At 66.5% G+C, this 20,499-nt stretch carries 10 protein-coding genes; 6 read left to right on the forward strand and 4 right to left on the reverse strand.

The window, feature by feature from the left end; all coding sequences use genetic code 11:
• Positions 1-67: 67 nt before the first annotated feature.
• The 4 genes from A6A05_RS08320 to A6A05_RS08335 are packed head-to-tail and all read right to left on the reverse strand — an operon-like array spanning position 68 to position 10,893.
• Positions 68-6,061: a cadherin-like domain-containing protein gene (locus tag A6A05_RS08320; RefSeq protein WP_156520958.1), complete on the reverse strand. Its 5,994-nt coding sequence runs from the start codon at positions 6,059-6,061 to the stop codon at positions 68-70.
• Between the two features lie 27 nt (positions 6,062-6,088).
• A complete protein-coding gene (locus A6A05_RS08325) occupies positions 6,089-7,438 on the reverse strand; it encodes an HlyD family type I secretion periplasmic adaptor subunit (protein WP_068499333.1) in 1,350 nt (449 codons plus the stop codon).
• A gap of 1 nt (position 7,439) precedes the next feature.
• Positions 7,440-9,413 carry a peptidase domain-containing ABC transporter gene (locus A6A05_RS08330; RefSeq protein WP_245644232.1) on the reverse strand — a complete coding sequence of 658 codons (1,974 nt, stop codon included), beginning with the start codon at positions 9,411-9,413 and terminating at the stop codon, positions 7,440-7,442.
• Between the two features lie 31 nt (positions 9,414-9,444).
• Positions 9,445-10,893 (reverse strand): TolC family protein, encoded by a 1,449-nt coding sequence (locus A6A05_RS08335; protein WP_245644233.1) that lies wholly within the window; start codon positions 10,891-10,893, stop codon positions 9,445-9,447.
• Positions 10,894-11,083: 190 nt separating this feature from the next.
• Between A6A05_RS08335 and A6A05_RS08340 the strand changes: the two genes are divergently transcribed.
• The 6 genes from A6A05_RS08340 (at position 11,084) to A6A05_RS08360 (ending at position 20,378) form a co-directional block, all read left to right on the forward strand.
• Positions 11,084-13,918: a cache domain-containing protein gene (locus A6A05_RS08340; RefSeq protein ID WP_068499337.1), complete on the forward strand. Its 2,835-nt coding sequence runs from the start codon at positions 11,084-11,086 to the stop codon at positions 13,916-13,918.
• Positions 13,915-14,643, forward strand: a complete 729-nt coding sequence (locus A6A05_RS08345; RefSeq protein ID WP_068499339.1) for a response regulator transcription factor — start codon at positions 13,915-13,917, stop codon at positions 14,641-14,643. Before A6A05_RS08340 ends, A6A05_RS08345 begins: the two co-directional genes overlap by 4 nt.
• A 120-nt stretch (positions 14,644-14,763) precedes the next feature.
• On the forward strand, positions 14,764-16,386 hold the full coding sequence (locus tag A6A05_RS08350) for an acyl-CoA synthetase (protein ID WP_068499341.1): 1,623 nt from the start codon (positions 14,764-14,766) through the stop codon (positions 16,384-16,386).
• A 25-nt stretch (positions 16,387-16,411) separates the two neighbouring features.
• Entirely contained in the window at positions 16,412-18,172 is a 1,761-nt protein-coding gene (locus A6A05_RS08355) for an acyl-CoA dehydrogenase (RefSeq protein WP_068499520.1), read from the forward strand.
• Between the two features lie 157 nt (positions 18,173-18,329).
• A complete protein-coding gene (locus A6A05_RS22100; RefSeq protein WP_082910800.1) occupies positions 18,330-18,554 on the forward strand; it encodes a hypothetical protein in 225 nt (74 codons plus the stop codon).
• A gap of 204 nt (positions 18,555-18,758) precedes the next feature.
• The gene (locus A6A05_RS08360; protein ID WP_068499342.1) at positions 18,759-20,378 is read left to right on the forward strand and encodes a GGDEF domain-containing protein; all 1,620 of its coding nucleotides are present in this window, start codon (positions 18,759-18,761) and stop codon (positions 20,376-20,378) included.
• Positions 20,379-20,499 lie beyond the last annotated feature (121 nt).

Consider the following 20,499-nt stretch of genomic DNA (forward strand, 5'->3'; position numbering starts at 1 on the left):
GCCAGAAACGCGCAAATGACCATTTGGATGCGGTCAGCCCTGCGCATGGATCATTAGAAGGGGGGCGTCACACCGCCAGGTGGAAACTGGTGTTGTCCAACGCCGTGGTGTCAACCCCGGTGACGGTGCCGACCAGGGTGGAATTGGCGGTGGTCGCCGCCTCCATCGCGGTGGTGCTCCACAGCTCGACATTGCCGCCATTATCGATGGCGACCAGGCCGGTGCCGGTGTTGCCGCCGCCGTAATCGGTGGCGGTGCCCGACATGGCCGTGGCGCTTTCGGCATAGTCCGAGGTCAACAGGTCGCCGGCGGTACCGAAGCTGAATTCCGAGTTGGACAGGGTGAAGAAGTCAGAACCTGATGTGAAATCGGTGATGGTGGCGGCGGCGCTGGAATCCAGGCCGAACGCATCATTGCCCAGACCGCCGGTCAAAGTGCTGGCGCCGCTGCCGCTGGCAGTCAGGGTGTCGGCATAGCCCGAACCGACCACCTTTTCGATGTTGGTGAAGGTGTCGGTGGCGCCCCAGCCGTCGGTGGCGGTGCCGAGCGCCAGGTTGACGGTGACCCCGGCCGCGTCGGACGAATAATCCAAGACATCGGTCCCCAACCCGCCATCGATGCTGTCCGCACCTGCACTGCTGACGAAGGTGTCGGCGCCAAGGCCGCCGCTCAGCGAATCGGTGGCGGTGCCGCCGGTGAAGACATCGTTGCCGGAACCGCCGGCCAGCGATATCGAACCGGTATAGGCGCTGACGTCGATGGCCAGCGACCCGGTCGCCGCAGTGGCATCGACTGCGGTGATGCCGCCGGCCTGGGCCTCGGCGCCCAGCGTCAGGGTCTGCGCCGTCGCCGCGGTCGAGGCCAATTGCAGTTGCTCGATCCCCGAGACGCCGAAGAAGTCGCTGTCAACCAGGGTGACGGCATCGGTAAAGCTGATAGAATCAACACCCGACCCACCGACCACCGTCAAGCCGGCATCCATCACCGCATCGGTGGTCTTGATCGCGTCGGCGCCGTCACCCAGGTTGACAATGTCAACGCCGCTGCCGACCGTCAGGGTATCGGCGGTGGCGGTGCCGGTCAGCGTCAATGGTGAGTAGACGGTGCCGTCGGCGGCGAAGCGCTGACTGTAGATGCCCAGCAGATTGCCATCCTGGCTGGCCGACTGCCAGGTGACGACGAAACCGCCGTCGGACAGCGCTGCGACCGCCGGGGCTGATTGTTCGCCGGTGGCGGTGGTGTTGACCTGGAATTGGCTACCCCGGGCGGTTCCGTCCGCATCGTAAAGGCGCGCCGCCACGCCGATGCCATTACCATCGACACTGGCGCACTGCCACACCACCACGAAACCGCCATCGGCCAAGGTCGTCACCCGGGCCAGGCTCTGGTCGCCGGTGGTGGTTAGGTTGTTGATGGTGAATTGGGACCCCGACATGGTGCCGGCATTGGTGAAGCGCTGGCCGACCACGGCCAGGCCCGAGCCATCGACACTTTCCGATTCCCACACCACGACGAAACCGCCATCGAGAGCGGCGATCGACGGATAACCCTGGATTCCGGTCACCGTGGTGGCCAGTTCGAACTCGTTGGCGCCCATGGTGCCCGACGAACTCATCAGGCGGCCATAGACGGCCCGGCTGGTGTCGCCGCTATCTTGCTGGTCCGACTGCCACACCACCATGATGTCGCCATTGGAAAGCTGCACCGCGTCGGAATAGTCCTGGTGCTGGGTGGTGAACTGGTTGACGTCGATTTCCACCCCGCCGACATTGCTGGCATCGAAGATGCGGGCGGTGACGCCGGAATAGCTGGCGTCGTCAACTTTGTAGGTGACGATATATCCGCCCGAGGCCAGGCCGCTGACGTTGGGCGTGGTCTGGTCGGCGGCGATGGTGGTATTGACGACGAACTCCGCTGCCGTCTGGGTCCCGGTGGAATCAAAGCGCCGCGCAATGATACCGCCGTAATCGCCGTCCTGTCCGGCGCTGCCGGCCCCCCAATTGACCCAGGTGGCGACAAAGCCGCCATCGGTGAGCGCTGCCAGAGAAACGTCGTATTCCTCATCACCGGTGTTGGTGTTGATGCCGAATTCCGCGCCGCGGACCGAACCGTCGGCGTTGTAGATCTGGGCGTAAACTCCCCACGAAGCGCCGTCCTGGCCGTTCGACTGCCACGCCACCACCCAGCCGCCGTCGGCGAGCGTGACGACATCGGCGGCCTTCTGGTCGAGGGTGGTATAGGTGTTGACCTGGGTCTCGGCGTAAGCCGTGCCGCCCGACAAGGTGAGGTCGCGATCGGAAAAGCGTAAGGTCTCGATGCCGGTCAGGCTGTCGGCGCCACCGCTGCCGGTCACGGTCAGCGCCGTGGTCCCACCGGTGAAGGTCTGGCTGGCAGCGGTGGCGGAATAGACCGCCACGTCGGCGCCGGCCCCGCCGGTCAGCACGTCGTTGCCGGCGCCGCCGACGAAACTGGTGCCCTGGGCGTGGCCGACCAGGGTGACCCCCGCGCTGGTGCCGCTGACCTCCATCACCACCTTCTCGATGGCGGAAAAGGTCTTGCCGCTGATGTCCAGCGTTCCGGCCTGGGTCTGAGTGAAGGTGGCGGTGTCGGTATCGCCGCTGCTGCCGTCGCCGTCCAGGATGAAGCCGGCGCCCGGCGCCGAGACGTCGTCGAACGACACCGAATCGCTGCCGGTGCCGGTCGAGATGGTCTCGATGCCCGAGATGGTGATGCCGGTCAGGTCCAAGGTGGTGCCGGCCGCGGTCAGCTGGATGGCGTCTGCCCCGGCGCCGCCGGTGATCGAGGTCAGTTGCTGCGGGTCGGCACCGCCGCCCAGGACCATGGTGGCCCCGGCCCCGGTCGATACCGTGATCTTCTCGATGCCGGTCACCGTTCCGGCCGCCAGATCGGTGGAGCCGGTGGTGGTCAGGTCGATGACGTCGATGTCGCCGACAAAACTTCCGGTGTCGGTGATGGCGTCGCCGGAGGCAAAATTGGCCGCCGCCACCCGATAGGTATTGCCGCCCAAACCGCCATCCAAGGCATCGACACCCGCCGTCGCCGCCAGGGCGCCGGAGACGGTCAGGGTGGCACTGGCCGCCACCGTGCCGCCGTTGCCGTCGGAAACGGTATAGCTGAACGTCACCGTTCCGCTGGTGCTGGCCACCGGCACGAAGGTGTAGGTGCCGTCCAGGTTGTCGGTCAGGCTGCCGGAACTGGCGGTGACCCCGCTCACCGACAGGGTATCGCCGTCGGCGTCGGCAGAGCCAGCCAGCAATTGGGCCGTGGTGATAGTGACGGTGGTGTCCTGGTTCACGGTGACGAAGCTGCCATCGATCCAGGTCGGCGTTCCGGTCGCGCTGGCATTGCCGAACGAGCTGGTGGCGCCGTTGGTGGCGGTGGTCCCCGACCCTTCGGTCAGCGGATACCACGCCTCCAGCGTCGGTTCGGCCCCGGTCGGGTCGTTGTAGGCGTCCGAGGCGACCTGGGCGGCGGTGCGGGTTTCGCTCCACACCTTGACGTCGCTGATCGAGCCGACGAAATGGACCGAGGTATCCTGCGAGATGCCGATCTGCAACGACACCGGATCGGCGAAGGGCAACGCCGCCCCGGTGGCTTCGGCGATCCCATCGACATAAAGGGTGATGGTGGTGGCGTCGAACGAGACGGCGACATGGTGCCAGTTGCTGTCATTGATCAGGGTGGTGCTGGTAAGGGTCGTCAGGCCGCTGCCATCCGACACTTCCAGAATCACCCCGCCGGAAAAATACTTGTTCAGCTGGACCCATTTGGTGGTGCCGCCGGTAGTGGTGATGATGCCGCCCCACATCGACGAGCCGTTATCCTTGACCCAGGCTTCCATCGTGAAGTTGGTACCCAGCGACTGGGCACCGGCCGAGGTCAGGTATTCGGCCCCGGCCAGGGTCACGGCGCCGTGATTGGCGTTGGCGGTGAAGGTCGGCACGTCGTTGATTGCGGTGACAGAACTGGTCAGTTCGGTGGCGGCGGCGGTGATGCCGCTGGCGCCGCCCGGGCTGCCGGTGTTGACGGTGACCGAGGTGGCGGTGCTACTGTCCGACCAGCCGCCGGCATAGGTGGAATCCAGGCCGCGCACATAAAGTGATGGGGTGGCGCCGCTGAAATCGGCGCTGGGCAGGAAGCGAACCAGCGTCGAGGCCGACAGCGCCAGCGCCGCCGAACCGTCATTGACGCCGCCGATATCCACCCAGGTGGTGCCGCTGTCGCTGGAATATTGCCAGTCGCCGTCGGGTGAAACCACGTTGTTAGAGATCACCGCGATGCCGGCCAGGCTATTGCCGTCGGCATCGGCGAAACCGGTATTCAGCAGGCTGGTCACCGTCTGCCCGGTCGGCGAGACGGTATCCTCGGCGATCGCCGTCAACGCCACGCTGGCGGCCATGGTCGGCGAATCGTTGACCGAATTGATGGTCATGGTGGCGCTGCCGGCCGCCGTGCCGCCATTGCCGTCGCTGACGGTATAGGCAAACGTCACCGCCGCCGCAGAATTGGCCGCCGGAACGAAGGTGTAGGTGCCGTCCAGATTGTCGGTCAGGCTGCCGGAACTGGCGGTCACGCCGGTCACGTCCAAGGTGTCGCCGACATCGACGTCGGCGGCGTTGACCAACAGTTGGGCCTTGGTGATGACGACGCTGGTATCCTCGGTGCCGGCGGTCAGGGTGACCGGACTGTTGGTCGGCTGGTCGTTGATGCCGTCGAACACCACGGTCACCGCATTGGATGCCGTCACCTTGCCGTCACCGGCGACCACAGTCAGCACCATGTTGCCGGCGAAGTCGGCATTGGGGATGACTGTATAGGTGCCGTCGAGATTGTCGATCACCGAGCCATGGTCGGCGGTTACCGAGACCAGTTGCAGCGGATCATTGTCCGGGTCGGAGAACGACGCCAGCAGTTGGGCGCCGCTGACCGTGTGCGACAGGTCCTCGGTGCCGTGCGTCCCCAGGGTCTGCGGCGTTCCGACCGGCGGCTTATTCTCCGGGGGTGGTGGCGGCGGCGGAGGAGGAGAAGGTGGTGGTGGTGGCGGCGGCGGCGGAGGTGGCGGCGGCGCAGGCGCGGGCGGAGGCGGAGGCGGCGGAGGCGGAGGCGGAGGCGGAGGCGGCGGAGGCGGCGGAGGCGCCACATCGACCGGCCCACCATCGCCACCGGGATTACCGTCACCGACATTGCCGTCACCGCCCTTCCCGGCATCGCCGCCATCGCCGCCCGGCTTGCCTTGAGCGTCACCGCCCTGGCCCTGGCCCTGGCCTTGACCTTGAGCTGCCCCCTGCCCCCCGCCTTGTCCCGGCCCACCGGTTGGCGCCGCCGGGGCGGCCGGCAGGCTGGGTGGCGCGGCCGGCGGCGGCGAGGGTGCCGGCGCCACCGACGACATCACCGCACCGGCATTGTTGCTGGCGGTCAAGCCAGAGCCGCCCAGGGTGGCGCCCAGCACGCCGCTGCCTGCGGAATTCAGCACCAGCGGCGCGTCGGAGCTGCCGACCTTGCTGAGCACGATCTGGCCGACAAAGGAACTGCCGGGGTCGGCCTGCAGTGCCACCGAGGTGGCCCCGTCCGAGCCCACCAGGCCGGAAACGGTGGTGCCACGCACGCCGATGCTCATCACCGGGGTCGCCAGGCGGGCGGCGTCGGGCTTGGCCTTGGCGATGTCGCCCGACACGAAGGAGAACGCGCCTTGCGCCACCAGAATGGTTTCGTGGCCGGTCTTGGTGGCCGGATCATAGCTGAAATCATCGACCGCGATCATGCCGCGATCCTTCAAGACGAAGGTCGAGCGATCGGCGAACACCAGGGAAATCTGGGAATCGTGGCTGGTTTCGATGCTGTCGCCCTTTTGCAGGGCGGCGCCCTGGGTGGCGGCGATCTTTTGCCCGCCGCGCACGATCCACGCCTCACCCTCGACGGCGTCGACCTTGCCGATGACCACGGGCGCCTTGCCGGCGGCGGCCGGAACGGCGGGTTTCTCGTCGGCGACCTGGGTCACCGGCAACTTTGGCTCGGCGACCGGATTGGTCAGAATCGGCATGGCCTTCACCTTTCTGGGAATGGCTCGTCAGGGTAGTCTGAACGAATTCAGTGAAAAAATCATCTCATTGCGCAAAAGCGGGTCGAACACCATGCGAAGGATGGATTTGCGCCCTATGACGATCGACGCGGTGCCGGCCATGCCCGAGCGCACCGCGTGCTCGACGCCCTTGGCATCGGTCAGCACCGCCTGATCGGACTGGATGGTCACCTTGTAATAGGTCTGGGTGGTGGTGCCCTTGGCATCCTCGATGGAATCGGCGCCCACCGCCATCACCTGGCCCTTCAACTGGCCATAGCGGAACGGATCATAGGCCGACAGCCGGATCGAGGTCTTGAGGCCGGGGCGCAGATGGGCGATGTCCTCGGGGGCCACGCGGGCCTCGACCACCAGGGCGTCGTCCAGCGGCACGATGTCCATCAAGGTGTCGCCCGGCTTGGCCACCTGGCCGACACTGGTGATGGCCGCCATCTTGACCACGCCGCGGACCGGCGAGCGCACGTCCGAGCGCGATTCGCGGTCGGTGGCCACCTCCATGGTCGCCTTCAGCGAGGAGATCTCGGCCTCGACCTTGCTGATCTCTTCCAGGACGTCGGTACGCCAGCCCTTCTCGAATTCCGACAGCTTGGCCTCGGCCTCGTGCAACTGGGCCTGCAGGCGCGAGATGGTGTCGCGCGCGGTGGCGACCTCGGTGTCCAGCATCAATTGCTCGCGTTCGAGGCGGACGATTTCCTGGTTGCCGACCACGCCGGCGTCGAACGCCTTCTTCTTGATGCGCATTTCCTCGTTGCCCTTGGCTTGGGCACGCACCAGACCGGAATGGCGGGTCTCGGTCTCGGTGACCTCGCGACGGCGGCGTTCCATCTCGCGCTGGATCACCGTGATCTGCTGGGCGCGGTGCGACAGACGCTCGGTGTGGATGCTGAGCTCGCGGCGCTTGGTGTCGGCATCGATGGAGATGCCGGCCGGCCACTCGATGTCCTTGGTGCCGGACAGGTCGGCCTTCAGGCGGGCGGCGCGGGCCTGAAAGGCCAGCCAGCGGGCGCGCTTGTCGGCCAGATCGCCCGCCCCTTGCGAATTGACCAGCCGGACCAGAACCTCGCCCACGGCGACGAAACTGCCTTCGCGCACCATCACTTCCTGGATGGTGCCGCCCTCGAAATGCTGGACATGGCGGATCTGGCCCGACGGCTCGACCCGGGCCGGCGCGGTGACCACCTCGTCGATTTCCAGCACCGCCCCGGCCACGATCAGCCCGACGAAGGCGGCCGTGGACCAGCGCAGCAGCGCATTGGCCGAAGGCGGCGTCAGTTTCGGCGCGATGCCGTGGATCGGGCTGCGGAAGGGATCGATGACGGGGTTCGGCTTGCCGGTCATGTCACGCCCCCTTGGCGGCGGGCGCGGCCGGCGGCTCGCGCTGGGTCAACTGGGTGATCTTGCCCTTCTCCATGGTGGCGGTGCGCAACGCCAGGGCGCCGACCGCCGACCGGTGCGAGATCACCACCAGGGTCCGGGTGCCGATGGCGCGGTGGATGCCCGAGATGGCCTTGCGCTCGGTCGCCTCATCCAGGGCGGCGGTGGGTTCGTCCAGGATGGTCACCGGGGCCCCTTGCAGCAGCGTGCGCGCCACGGCCACCAATTGGCGTTGGCCGCCCGACAGGTTGCGCCCGCCTTCCATCACCTCGAAATCCAGCCCCATGCCGACCGGCATGATGCCCCCCGCCCCCAGGGAATTCAGCATCGCGATCATGTCGTCGTCCGACACCAGGCCGTCATAGGACAGGTTTGAGCGCAAGGTGCCGCTGTAAAGCGGCGGATTTTGCGGGCACACCGCGATATGGCGGCGCAGGTCGGCCGGGTCGATCAGGGCGATATCGATTCCGTCCAGCAGCACCCGGCCGGTCTCGGGCCGGATGATGCCGCTTAGGACCTTTTCCAGCGTGGTCTTGCCCGAGCCCGACGGCCCCACCACCGCCAGCCGGCGGCCGGCGCCGATGGCCAGGTCGATACCGTCCAGCACCGGATGGGCGGCTTTGGGATAGCGGGCGACCAGCCCCTCGACGGCGATGGCGCCCTGGGCCAGCGGCCTGTGGATCAGATGCACGCCCACCGGCCGTTCGGTCGGCCGGCCGGTGACGGTGCGCAAGGCCTCGAGCGAGGCCAGCGCCGACAGGGTCTGCGGCACCACGCTCATCAATTGCATGGTGGCCCCGGTGAAGCGGGTCGCCAGCATGGTGGCGGCCAGGATGATTCCGGCGCTCATCTGGCCCTCGACGGCGCGCCAGCCGCCCAGGCCGATGGCTGCCAGCATGGCCAGGTTCTGCGCCAGCATCGACAGGTTGCCGCGCCCCGCCGCCATGGTGCGGATGGCCCGGGCCGCCTGGGCGTAAAGGGCGGTGCCCTGGCGGAAGCGGCCCTGCAGATAGGTCTTGGCGCCGACCCGGCGCACCGTTTCGGGATCGAAGAAGCTTTCCTGCGCCGCCTGGGCGCGGAAACTGGCGGCGCGCGACAATTCGGCATGCAGCAGTTTCTGGCGATGCAGCGCCACCAGGGTCGAGCCGGCCACCACCAGATTCAGCCCCAGCACCGCCAGGGCGATCAGCGGATCGCACAGGAAAAGGCCCAGCATGAACAGGGCCATGAACGGCAGATCGGCCAGCAGCGACACGGCGGCGGCGCCGAAGCCGTCGCGGATCGAATCGAAATCCTGCAGCATGCGCATCAGATGACCCGATGGCGCCGCCGCTCCGTCGAAGCGGGTTTCCAGGATGCGCCGATGCATGTCCATGGCCAGGCGGACATTGCCCTCGTGCAGGGCGTCCTCGACGAACAGGCCGCGCAGGCGGCGGAACACCTGTTCGAAAATGGCGGCGACCAGGAACATGATGGCCATGGCCGCCAGCGAATCCAGCAATCCGTGCGGCAGCACGCGGTCATAGACCTGGGCCGAGAATAACGGCGCCGCCAGCGCCAGCACGTTGGCCAGACCGCCGGCCAAGCCGGCCCGCACGATCATCGGCCGCCACGAGGCCAACAGCGCCGGCCAGGCGGTGGGGGTGTCGGCGACCGACTTGTCCAGCAACGGGCGGACGAACAGCATTGTGGCCGCGCCCGGCTGCAACGGCGGCGCCATCAGGTGGCGCGGCTCGGCACCACTTAGCAGCACGCAGGGGAACAGATCGTCCGACAGGGTCGAGGGGTCGATCCGGTCCTCGACATGGGCGGCGAAGCCGTGCCGGCCCAGCGCCACCGGCCAGGGCTGGGTCTCGCCCTCGGCCTCGGCCATGCGGTAGGAATCCTTCAAGGCGGTCGCCGCCACCGCCTGGCCCAAGGCACGCAGGCAGGCGGCCACCGCCTTGGCCTGGCCGTCGAGAATGTGCGGCTCAGTTGGTGAGGGCAGCGGTGGCAGGGGGCTTCTCCTCGCCCGGATGGCTGGGGTCCAGGCCCATGGCGGCGTCCAGGCGCGCCTTGGCCGCCTGCAGATCGGAATAAAGGATGAAGCGGCGCATCGCCGACAGCATCGACGAGGCCTCGGCCTTGATTTCTTCCATGGCGCTGCCGCTGCCGGCTTCCTTGGACTTGCCGGCCAGCGAGGTGATGCGGCGGTCGATGCCGGCCATCTGCTCGGTCAGGCGGTATTCCTTCAGGGCGTGGCGGTACTGGATGTCGGCGACCCGGACCTGGGTCACCACCGCCATGCCAAGGGCCAGACGCCGGGCCCGAGTGACCTCGACGTTGCTTTGGGCCTGGCGGATGCGCTTGGGCATCGACAGCACGTCGACCAGATTCCACGCCACCTGCACGCCGGCATCGGCCCAGGCGTTGTATTTCAGATAGGAATTGCTGTCGTGGTGGCCGCCGATGAACGGCCCGATACCGGGCAGCGACTTCAAAAGCTCGGTATAGATGTCCTGGACGTCGATCCGAAACTGCGCTTCCTCGCTGCGTAATTCCGGGCGGTTGTCCAAGGCCACCTGCTGCAGCGCCTCGACATCCGGGGCGGGCGGCGTGACCGTCAAGGTGGCACCTTCCGACAATTCGGCCAGGCGGAAGGCGCCGATCGACTGAACGCCCATCAGCCCGGCCAAGTCGGCCCGGGCCGTCGCCGTCTGGCGCTGCATCTCGGCGATCTGGCGCATGGTATCGACGATGGCCCGCTGGTGGGCCAGCATCTGCATGGGGTCGCCGACCTTGCTGCGCTCGGCCTCTTCCGCATCGTTGACCGAGCGGATCAGGCGCAGTTCCAGCGCGTTGTACTTGGCCTCGGCGAATTCGTTGATGACCGCCTTCCAATAGGCGGCCTGGACGTCCTGAACCAGCAGGTGAAGCGCGCGGCGGCGCTTTTCCAGCGCCAGCTTGACGCGGTCCTCTTCCTGGTCGGACCGCAACATGGCGATGCCGAAATCCATCAGGTTCCAGGTGGCGGTCAGGTCGCGGGTGCGGCTGATGACGTCTTCGCTGGTCGAATAATTGCCGGTGGTGCCGTCGGTCAGATCCTTCGAGGTGGTGGCCTTGCGCGGGCCGCGCCGCGACAGGTTGGCCTTGGCCGCCATGGTCGGCAGCATGGCGAAGATCGACAGGTCGGCCTTGCCCTGGGCCAACACCTCTTCCAGCAGGCGAACGCGGGAATCCAGATTGTGGGTGACGGCCAAGGCGATGGCATCGTCGACGGTCAGCGGCCGGGACAGCACCTCTTGCGGCAAGGTGTCGGCGTGCTTTTGCAGGTCCTGGCGAATTTCGGCCAGCTGTTCGGGTTCCAAGGCGCAGGCCGACAGCGTCGACGCCAGCGCCGCCGCGATCATGACCGAACCGAAAGCCCCCGATCTTTTCAAAGGACAATACTCCATTCCAACATCAACACTTATTTCCGGACCCCTTAACGATGCGTTTAAAGCGCACAGAAAACATCAGGCTCGGTCGGCATCCGCTTCATTTTTCGAGGTTTTTTGCGAGACACTTGAGCCGCCCCCGGCTTGCGGATAAGGATGGATGCCGCACCCACGCCCGTCGCCGGGACCACGCATGATCCGCTCTCGCCTGTTTCACCGGCTGTTTTCCACCATGTTGATCGTCGTCGGCTCGTTCTCGGCGGCGGTCTATCTGTTGGTGGTGCCGCTGGTGCAGTCCAGGGCCTACACCATCGAGCTGAACGCCAGCGGCGCCATCCTGGACAACGTCTTCACCATGGCGACCAAGATCAAGGGCGGGCTGGAGGAGCAGCGCAGCCTGACCGAGGCGTCCTATAAGCAGCAATTGCGCAGCATCGTCCAACTGGCTTCGGGCTATGTCGATTGGGTGTTCGGCCAGCGCGACCGCGGCGAGATTTCCGATTCCGAGGCCCGGCGCCTGGTGTTCGAGGGCCTGCGGTCGATGAAATACGGCCGCGACGATTATATCTGGGTCACCGATTATTATTCGAACCTGCTGTCGCACCCCGACCCCGAGCTCCAGGGCAAGAATGCCGCCGACTTCCGCGACCAGTCGGGCAACACCATCATCCCGATGATCATCTCGACCGCCCGGGCCTGGGGCGAGGGATTCCACACCTATCCGTGGCGCCGGGCCAAGGGCGGGTCCACCGAGCAGAAGATTTCCTATTTTCGCGACCTGCCCGAGCACCGTCTGGTGGTCGGCACCGGCGCCTATCTGGCCGATATCGACGCCGAGGTCGAGCGGCGCAAGGCCATGGCCATCGAGGATCTGCGCCAGGTCCTGCGCGCCATCCGCATCGGCGTCGCCGGCTACGTCTATATCTTCGACGCCCGCAACAACATGGTGATCCACCCCAACCCCAATATCGAGGGCAGCGAGTTCTCTGGGCTCACCAATCCGCAATCGGGCCGGTCCATCGCCGACGAATTGAAGGCCGCCGCCGATTCCGGCGAGCCGGTCTATTACCTGTGGGACAAGCCGTCCGACCCCGGCCATTACGTCTATCAGAAGATCAGCTGGGTGCGGCACTTCTCGGGCTTCGACTGGTACATCGCCTCGTCGGTCTATGTCGAGGATCTGCGCCGCTCGGCCGAGGAATTGTCCAACCGCATCATCTGGCTCACCATCCTGATCCTGCTGGTCGGCATCACCATGGCGTGGATGGGGGCCCGGCGCCTGGTCCGGCCGCTGCGCCGGCTGGTCGATACCGCCGCCCAGGTCCAGGCCGGCGACCTGACCGCCAGGACCGGCATTTCCAGCGAGGACGAGATCGGCATCCTGGCCGCCGGCCTGGATACCATGATCGACCGGGTCCAGGACAACATCGCCACCCTGGACAGCCGGGTGCGTGAACGCACCATCGAACTGGAAGACAGCAACCGCCGCCTGCAGACCGCCATCGGCCAGCAGAACCGCGCCCAGGCCGCCCTGGCCGAGACCGAGGCGCGCCAGCGTCTGATCCTCGACGCCATTCCGGCGGCCATCGCCTATCTCGACCGCGACCAGACGATCCGCTTCGCCAACCAGCGCTGGGCCGACCTGATGCGGCGCGACAAGTCCGAGGTGACCGGCCGCCTGCTGGCCGATGTGGTCGGCCGCTCGGCCCACGGGGTGCTGGCGCCCTATCTGGATCAGACCCACCAGGGCGCGCCGGTCACCTTCGAATATGCCTTCCCGTTCGGCGACGACAGCCAGAACATGGTGACCAAGAACACCCTGATCCCCGAACTGGCCAACGGCGAGGCCAGCGGCGGCATGTTCGTCCTGTCGCTGGACGTCACCGCCGAGCGCGAGACCGAGCGCCGGCTGATGGAAGCCCAGCGCCTGAACGCCGTCGGCCAGTTGTCGGGCGGGCTGGCCCACGATTTCAACAATCTGCTGTCCATCATCATCGGCAACCTGGCGGCGGCGCGCGAACGCTATGGCAATGTCGCCGGGCTGGACGATTATCTGGAACCGGCCCAGCGCGCCGGCCGGCGCGGCGCCGACATCACCAGCCGCCTGCTGGCCTTTTCGCGCCGCCAGCCCCTGAAGCCGCAGCCGGTCGACGTCGCCCTCTTGATCCGCGACATGGCGGTGCTGCTGCGCCGCTCGCTGCCCAGCTCGATCCAGATGGACATCGCCGACGAAGGCCTGTCCTGCTGGGCCATCGCCGACCCCAACCAGCTGGAAAACGCCCTGGTCAACCTGGCCCTGAACGCCAAGGACGCCATGCCCGACGGCGGCAGGCTGGGGATGTCGGCGGCGATCCGGGTGCTGGACCAGCCCGAACAATTCGACGAAATGGCTCCGGCCGGCGACTATCTGTGCATCCAGGTCGAAGATAGCGGCCACGGCTTCGAGGCCGGCACCGCCGCCCACGCCTTCGAGCCGTTCTTCACCACCAAGGAAGGCGGCTCGGGCCTGGGTCTGTCGATGGTCTATGGCTTCGTCAAGCAGTCGCACGGCTTCATCAGGATCGACAGCCGGCCGGGCGCCGGCGCCGTCGTCACCATCTTGCTGCCCAGGGCCGAACCTGTTTCGCAGGACCAGGCCCCGGTCTCGGCAAAAATCGATCAGGCCTGGCCCGGCCGCCTGGCCTTGGTGGCCGAGGACAATGCCGATGTCCGCCGGGTGATGCGCCGGCAACTGGTCGAGTTGGGCTTCTCGGTGGTCGAGGCCGAATCCGGCGACGAGGCCTGGGACCTGGCCCAGCAGATCGACGGCTTGCATCTGGTGGTGTCGGACATCGTCATGCCCGGCCTGTCGGGAACCGACCTGGCCAAACGGCTGAAGGCCGCCCGGCCCGAGATCGGCATCGTGCTGATCAGCGGATTCGCCATGGATGACAGCGTGGTCGGATCGGATATCATCGTGCTCGGCAAGCCGTGGGATAAACGGGACCTGATCGACGCCATCGCCAAGTTGGGGGAAGCAACCGGGTGAGCAGCAGGAAACTTCTTTACGTCATCGACGACGAACCCGACATTCGCACTCTGGTCCGCTCGGTGCTGGAGGGCTATGGCTACGAGGTCCAGACCTTCGGCAATGGCAAGGACGCCCGCGCCGCCATCCGCCGCCAGCCGCCGGAGCTATGCATCGTCGATCTGGGCCTGCCCGACATGGACGGCCTGACCCTGGTGCGCGAATTGTGGGGCGACGCCCGCATGGGGGTGGTGATCCTGACCGGGCGCGGCGGGGTGTCCGACCGCGTGCTGGGCCTGGAACTGGGCGGCGACGATTACATCGTCAAGCCGTTCGAGCCGCGCGAGTTGGTGGCGCGCATCAATTCGCTGGTGCGCCGCCGCGAACAATTGGCGGCGGTGGCGGCCGGCAACAATCTGCAGCGCGCCCGTTTCGGCGAGTGGGTGTTCGACCCCGGCAACCTGACCCTGGCCGCCGATGACGGCCATCAGGAAAGCCTGAGCGCCGCCGAGGCCAGCCTGCTGATGGCCCTGTTGAAGGCCCCCAAAAGGGTGCTGTCGCGCGACCAGTTGCAAGGCGCCGATTCCGAGCGCGACGATTGCGCCTTCGACCGCTCGATCGATGTCCGCATCTCGCGCATCAGGAAGAAGATCGAACGCGATGCCAAGGGGGCGCGGCTGATCAAGACCGTTTACGGCGCCGGCTATCTGTTCGCCGCCGACGTGGTGTGGCTGGGCGCAGAGTAATCCCCCTCCCGCAACAATTCGTCACAATCCTGAGACACTTAGGAAATGCCCGCCTGATACAGCTTTGACCAACGCTGCGAAAAGCGGCGACAGGGAAACCTTGGCCAAGGGAGAAAGCGCATGGGCGGCGCCAGCGTGTACGAGCAGGATCTGGACAAGAACGACGCCAATTTCGTCGCCCTGACCCCGCTGACCTTCCTGGAACGCGCCGCCGCCGTGTGGCCGGACCGCATCGCCCTGATCCATGGGGCCCGCCGCCAAAGCTGGGCCGAGACCTTCATCCGCTGCCGCCGCCTGGCCGCCGGGCTGAAGGCGCGCGGCATCGGCACGGGCGACACCGTTGCCATGCTGGCCGCCAACACGCCCGAATTGTTCGAGGGCCATTTCGGCATCCCGCTGGCCGGTGCCGTGCTGAACGCCATCAACACCCGCCTGGATGCCGAGGCCATCGCCTTCATCCTAAAGCACGCCGAAGCCAAGATGCTGATCGTCGATCGCGAGTTCTCGGGCGTCGCCAAGCGGGCGCTGGCGATGCTGGACTCGGCCGTCCCGGTGTTCGACATCGACGATCCCACCTATGCCGGCGGCGAGTTGATCGGCCAGGGCCTCTATGAGGACCTGCTGGCCGCCGACCTGCATCCCTGGACCATGCCGGCCGATGAATGGCAGGCCATCACCCTGAACTACACCTCGGGCACCACCGGCAACCCCAAGGGCGTGGTCTACCACCATCGCGGCGCCTATTTGAACGCGGTGTCCAACGCGCTGTCGTGGAACATGGGCGACGGCCCGGTCTATCTGTGGACCCTGCCGATGTTCCATTGCAACGGCTGGTGCTTCCCGTGGACCCTGGCGGTCACCGCCGGAACCAGCGTGTGCCTGCGCCATGTCCGGGTCGAGCCGATCCTGGAGGCCATCCGCACCGAGCGGGTCAGCCATTTCTGCGGCGCGCCGATCGTTTTGAACATGATCAACAACGCCCCGCCGGCCTTGAAGGAGGGCATCACCCAGCCGGTCAAGGTGATGACCGCCGGCGCCGCACCGCCGGCCGCCGTTATCGCCGGCATGGAGCGGATGGGCTGGGAAGTCACCCATGTCTACGGCCTGACCGAGGTCTATGGCCCGGTGACCCTGTGCGTGTGGCACGACAAGTGGGACGGCCTGACCCTGGATGAAAAGGCCAGCTTGAAGGCCCGCCAGGGCGTGCGCGGCCCGATGCTGGAAGCGGTGATGGTGGCCGACCCCATGACCCTTGAGCCCTGCCCCAAGGACGGCCGGACCATGGGCGAGATCTTCATGCGCGGCAACAACGTCATGAAGGGCTATCTGAAGAACCCCAAGGCGACCCAGGAATGCTTCCAGGGCGGCTGGTTCCATACCGGCGACCTTGCGGTGTGGCACGCCGATGGCTATGTCGAGATCAAGGACCGGTCCAAGGACATCATCATCTCGGGCGGCGAGAACATCTCGTCCATCGAGGTCGAGGATGTGCTGTACCGCCACCCCCAGGTGATGGAGGCCGCCGTGGTGGCCCGGCCCGACGACAAATGGGGCGAAACGCCGTGTGCCTTCGTCGATCTGAAGCCCGATGCCACCGTCACCGAGGCCGACATCATGGCCTTCTGCCGCGACCACATGGCGCATTTCAAGATTCCGCGCACCGTGGTATTCGGGCCGCTGCCCAAGACCAGCACCGGCAAGATCCAGAAATTCATGCTGCGCCAGCGGGCCAAGGCATTGTGACCCACCGGGCGGAGACCGATTGACCATGACCAGCTATACCGCGCCCCTGGCCGACATCCGTTTCGTGCTGAATTCGCTGGCCGGGCTGGCCGACATCACCGCCCTGCCCGGCTTCGAGGATGCCAGCCCCGACCTGACCGACAGCATCCTGGAAGAAGCGGCCAAGATCGCCGCCGGCACCATCGCCCCCCTGAACCGGGTGGGCGACCTGGAAGGGGCGCATCTGAAGGACGGCAAGGTCAGCCTGCCCGAGGGCTGGCGCCAGGCCTGGGACGTGCTGGTCGAGGGCGGCTGGAACGGCCTGGCCTTCCCGGCCGAGTTCGGGGGCATGGGCCTGCCCAACCTACTGAACGTCGCCGTGCAGGAAATGTGGCATTCGGCCAACATGGCCTTCGCCCTGTGCCCGATGCTGACGCAAGGGACGGTCAACGCCATCGCCGGCTACGGCTCGGACGACCAGAAGGCGACCTATCTGCCCAAGCTGGTCAGCGGCGAGTGGACCGGCACCATGAACCTGACCGAGCCGGCCGCCGGCTCGGACCTGGCCGCCATCCGCACCCGCGCCGTGCCGGCCGAGGACGGCAGCTTCCGCCTGTTCGGCCAGAAGATCTTCATCACCTATGGCGACCACGAGATGGCGGAAAACATCGTCCATCTGGTGCTGGCCCGCCTGCCCGACGCGCCCCCGGGGGTCAAGGGCATCTCGCTGTTCATCGTGCCGAAATTCCTGGTGGGGGCCGACGGCGCGCTGGGGGCCAGGAACGACGTCGCCTGCGCCTCGTTGGAACACAAGCTGGGCATCCATGCCAGCCCGACGGCGGTGATGGCCTTCGGCGAGAACCAGGGCGCCGTCGGCACCCTGGTCGGCCAGGCCAATCGCGGCCTGGAATACATGTTCGCCATGATGAACCACGCCCGCCAATCGGTCGGGCTGCAGGGCCTGTCCATCGCCGAGCGGGCCTATCAGCAGGCGCTGACCTATGCGCGTGAGCGCATTCAGGGCCGCCCGGTCGGCTGGAATGGCGAGGACCGCACCGGCATCGTCAACCATCCCGACGTGCGCCGCACCCTGATGGACATGAAGTGCCGCATCGAGGCAATGCGCGGCCTGATCTACAAGGCGGCCGCCGCGGTGGACATCGCCCACCATCACCCCGATGCCACCCGCCGGGCCGAAGCCCAGCTGCTGGCCGACCTGCTGACCCCGCTGGTCAAGGGCTGGTCGACCGAAATCGGCAATTTCGTCGCCTCGGCCGGCGTTCAGGTCCATGGCGGCATGGGCTTCATCGAGGAAACCGGCGCCGCCCAGCATTTCCGCGACGCCCGCATCACCACCATCTATGAAGGCACCACCGCCATCCAGGCCAACGATCTGGTGCTGCGCAAGACCTTGCGCGATGGCGGCGCCGCCATCGACGGATTGCTGGCCGACATCGCCGCCACCGCGGACCGGTTGACGGCGCACGATGCGGCCCTGGCCGCCCGTCTGGGCGCCGCCACCCAGGCGGCCAAGGGATCGGTCCGCTGCCTGGTCGGGCTGCCCCAGCGCGAGGCGGCGGCGGTGGCGGTGCCGTTCCTGGAATTGATGGGCACCCTGGTCGGCGGCCAGATGATGGCCGAGCAATTGATCGCCGCCCAAGCCGCGCCATCCGACCGTTTCCTGGCCGCCAAATCCGTCACCGCCCGCTTCTATGGCGAGCACGTGCTGACGCGGATCGATGGCCTAGCCCAGCTGATCCAGGCCGGCGCCGGTCTGGTGATGGCGCTGGACGAGGATCTCCTTTAACCGGCGGGCTCCCGGTTTGGCGCCGTCCCTCCCCAGGCGGCGTCGGCGAAGATGTCTCCCTTCACGAGAGCCACACCTGAAAAAGGGCCGGACGTCCCAGACGCCCGGCCCTCTTTTTTGTTCGGACTGCTTTGACCTATAGCGTGATGCGCATAATGTGCATCACGCCAGCCGCCATTGCGGCGGCGGCCACTGCGCCCGCCCCGAGGTGATGGACTGGTGCGACGCGCACGGCATCGACTATGTCTTCGGCCTGCCGGGCAACGCCGTGCTGGCTCGTGCCGGGGACAACGCCGCCAATGACGGGGCGGATGGACCGCCTATCTGGGAAATGTCGAATAATTACTATCGGGCATGGTTTGTGTTGGTTAAAGTCCTCTAATGACGCAGTAATGTTTGAAGCCGGAATGTATGAATTTGACATGCCTCCCCGGGTATGATTACCATTTATTTACATGTTCAACCCTGGGGGATCGGTGGACAAGGCGATTGATGGCGCTCTGCCCTGGATTTTCGCCGCATGGGCGGTCGTGACACTGGGAACCCTGGCGGGCCTGGGGTATCGCTCGGCCCTGGCTGCAATCCTATGCGCCGCCTGATCCATCCCTTCCGCCTGGAAGCCACGTACGACGATCGCCTGCTGCCGTATCGCCAGCAGGCCGACCGCATCATGCTGGGCATGTGCGTGTTCCTGTTGGCCGTCTGCGCGGCGATCGCACCCTATAACCAAACCTGGGGATCGTGGCTGTTGATCGGCGTGCCGACGCTGCTTGTCGGGGGATTATTGACCTGGCGGGCGGCGGGCAGCCTGCTGACCCGGCTGTTCATGGCCTGCGCCTTCATGGCCTTTACAGGGCTGATCATCCACCAGACCGGCGGCGACATCGAAGCCCATTTCTCGGCTTTCGGCCTGATCGGCGTGCTTCTCTACTACCGGGACTGGCGCACGGTGGCGGCGGCGACGGTATTCATCTATTTCCACCATCTTCTGGTCGGGCTGGCGCAAAGCCTTGGAGCGCCGGTGTTCGTGTTCGACACCCAAGCCTTCTGGTCCACCTTCGCGCTGCACGTCGCCTATTTCCTGCCCTTCGTGGCGATGATGGGCTACCTGTCGATTGCCCTGCGGCGCGAGGGATACGAGAACCGGCTGGTCATTGAGATGGCCCAGAAGATCGCGGCCGGAGACCTGGCCCACCAGGTCGCGGTCGAGGACGGCTCGGTGGTGACACACGGGCTGCTGCGGGCGGTGCGCATCATGCACGACCGCATCCTAGACATTCTGGCCTCGATTCCCACCCCCACCATGGTGGTGCGCCTGGACAGCGAGCGGGTCGTCAACATCAATGCTGCCTGGCTTCGCACCTTCGGCACCGCCGATGCCAGGCCGGAGGGAACCATCGGCGCGGCCGTCCGGGATTTGGGGATCTGGGAACGGGCCGGCGACTGGGAGAGGGTGCGCGATGCCGCTTCCAACGCGCCGGTCTCGCTGGTCTTTCTCGCCCGGGCGCTGGCGGACCAGGAGTGCCACCGGCAGGTCGAAGTGTCCACCATCCTCTACGAGGCCTCGGAAATCCGGCTTCTGATCGTCGTCGCCGAGGACGTCACCCTGCGCCGCAAGGCCGAGCAGCGGATGCGTGACCTCGCCTATCGCGACATGCTGACCGGGCTTGCCAACCGTGCCGCCCTGCACGACTCGCTGGCGGTGGCACTGGATGGCCTGCACCGGCACGACCGCCCGTTCACCCTGATCTTGCTGGATCTGGACGGCTTCAAGCCGGTCAATGACACCTACGGACATGACGCGGGCGACGAGGTGCTGGTCATTATCGCCGACCGGCTGCAGCGCCTGTTCCGCAGCAATGACGTGGTCGCCCGCCTGGGCGGTGACGAGTTCGTCGCGATTCTGACCGAGGACGGTGACCTCGCCCACGCCCAGGTCGTCGCAGAACGCGTCATCGAGGCCATCGAACGCCCCATCGCCTTGCGCACCGCTAACACGGTGACGATCTCAGCCAGCGTGGGGATCGCCATTGCCGACACCGCCGCGGCGCCGGGCGACGCGGACGCCCTGCTGAAGCAGGCCGACCTCGCCGTCTATGAAGCCAAGCGACGCGGCAAGGGCTGTGCGGTCATTCATGACCCGAAGATCGCCGATGGCTGGCGGGCGCACCAGGGGGCTCTGGAAGTCCGGCCATCGGTGAACTAGTGTCCTGCCCCAGAAATTCGCAAGTGAATTTCTGGGATGAGCAGGCCACTAATCTGTTGAATTGTGTGGTGATTCCGATGTCCGCATTTTGATGCGAACTTCGGAATCACCACACTAGGGC

It is taken from the genome of Magnetospirillum moscoviense (assembly GCF_001650635.1).
In the GTDB taxonomy this organism is placed as follows: Bacteria; Pseudomonadota; Alphaproteobacteria; order Rhodospirillales; family Magnetospirillaceae; genus Magnetospirillum; species Magnetospirillum moscoviense.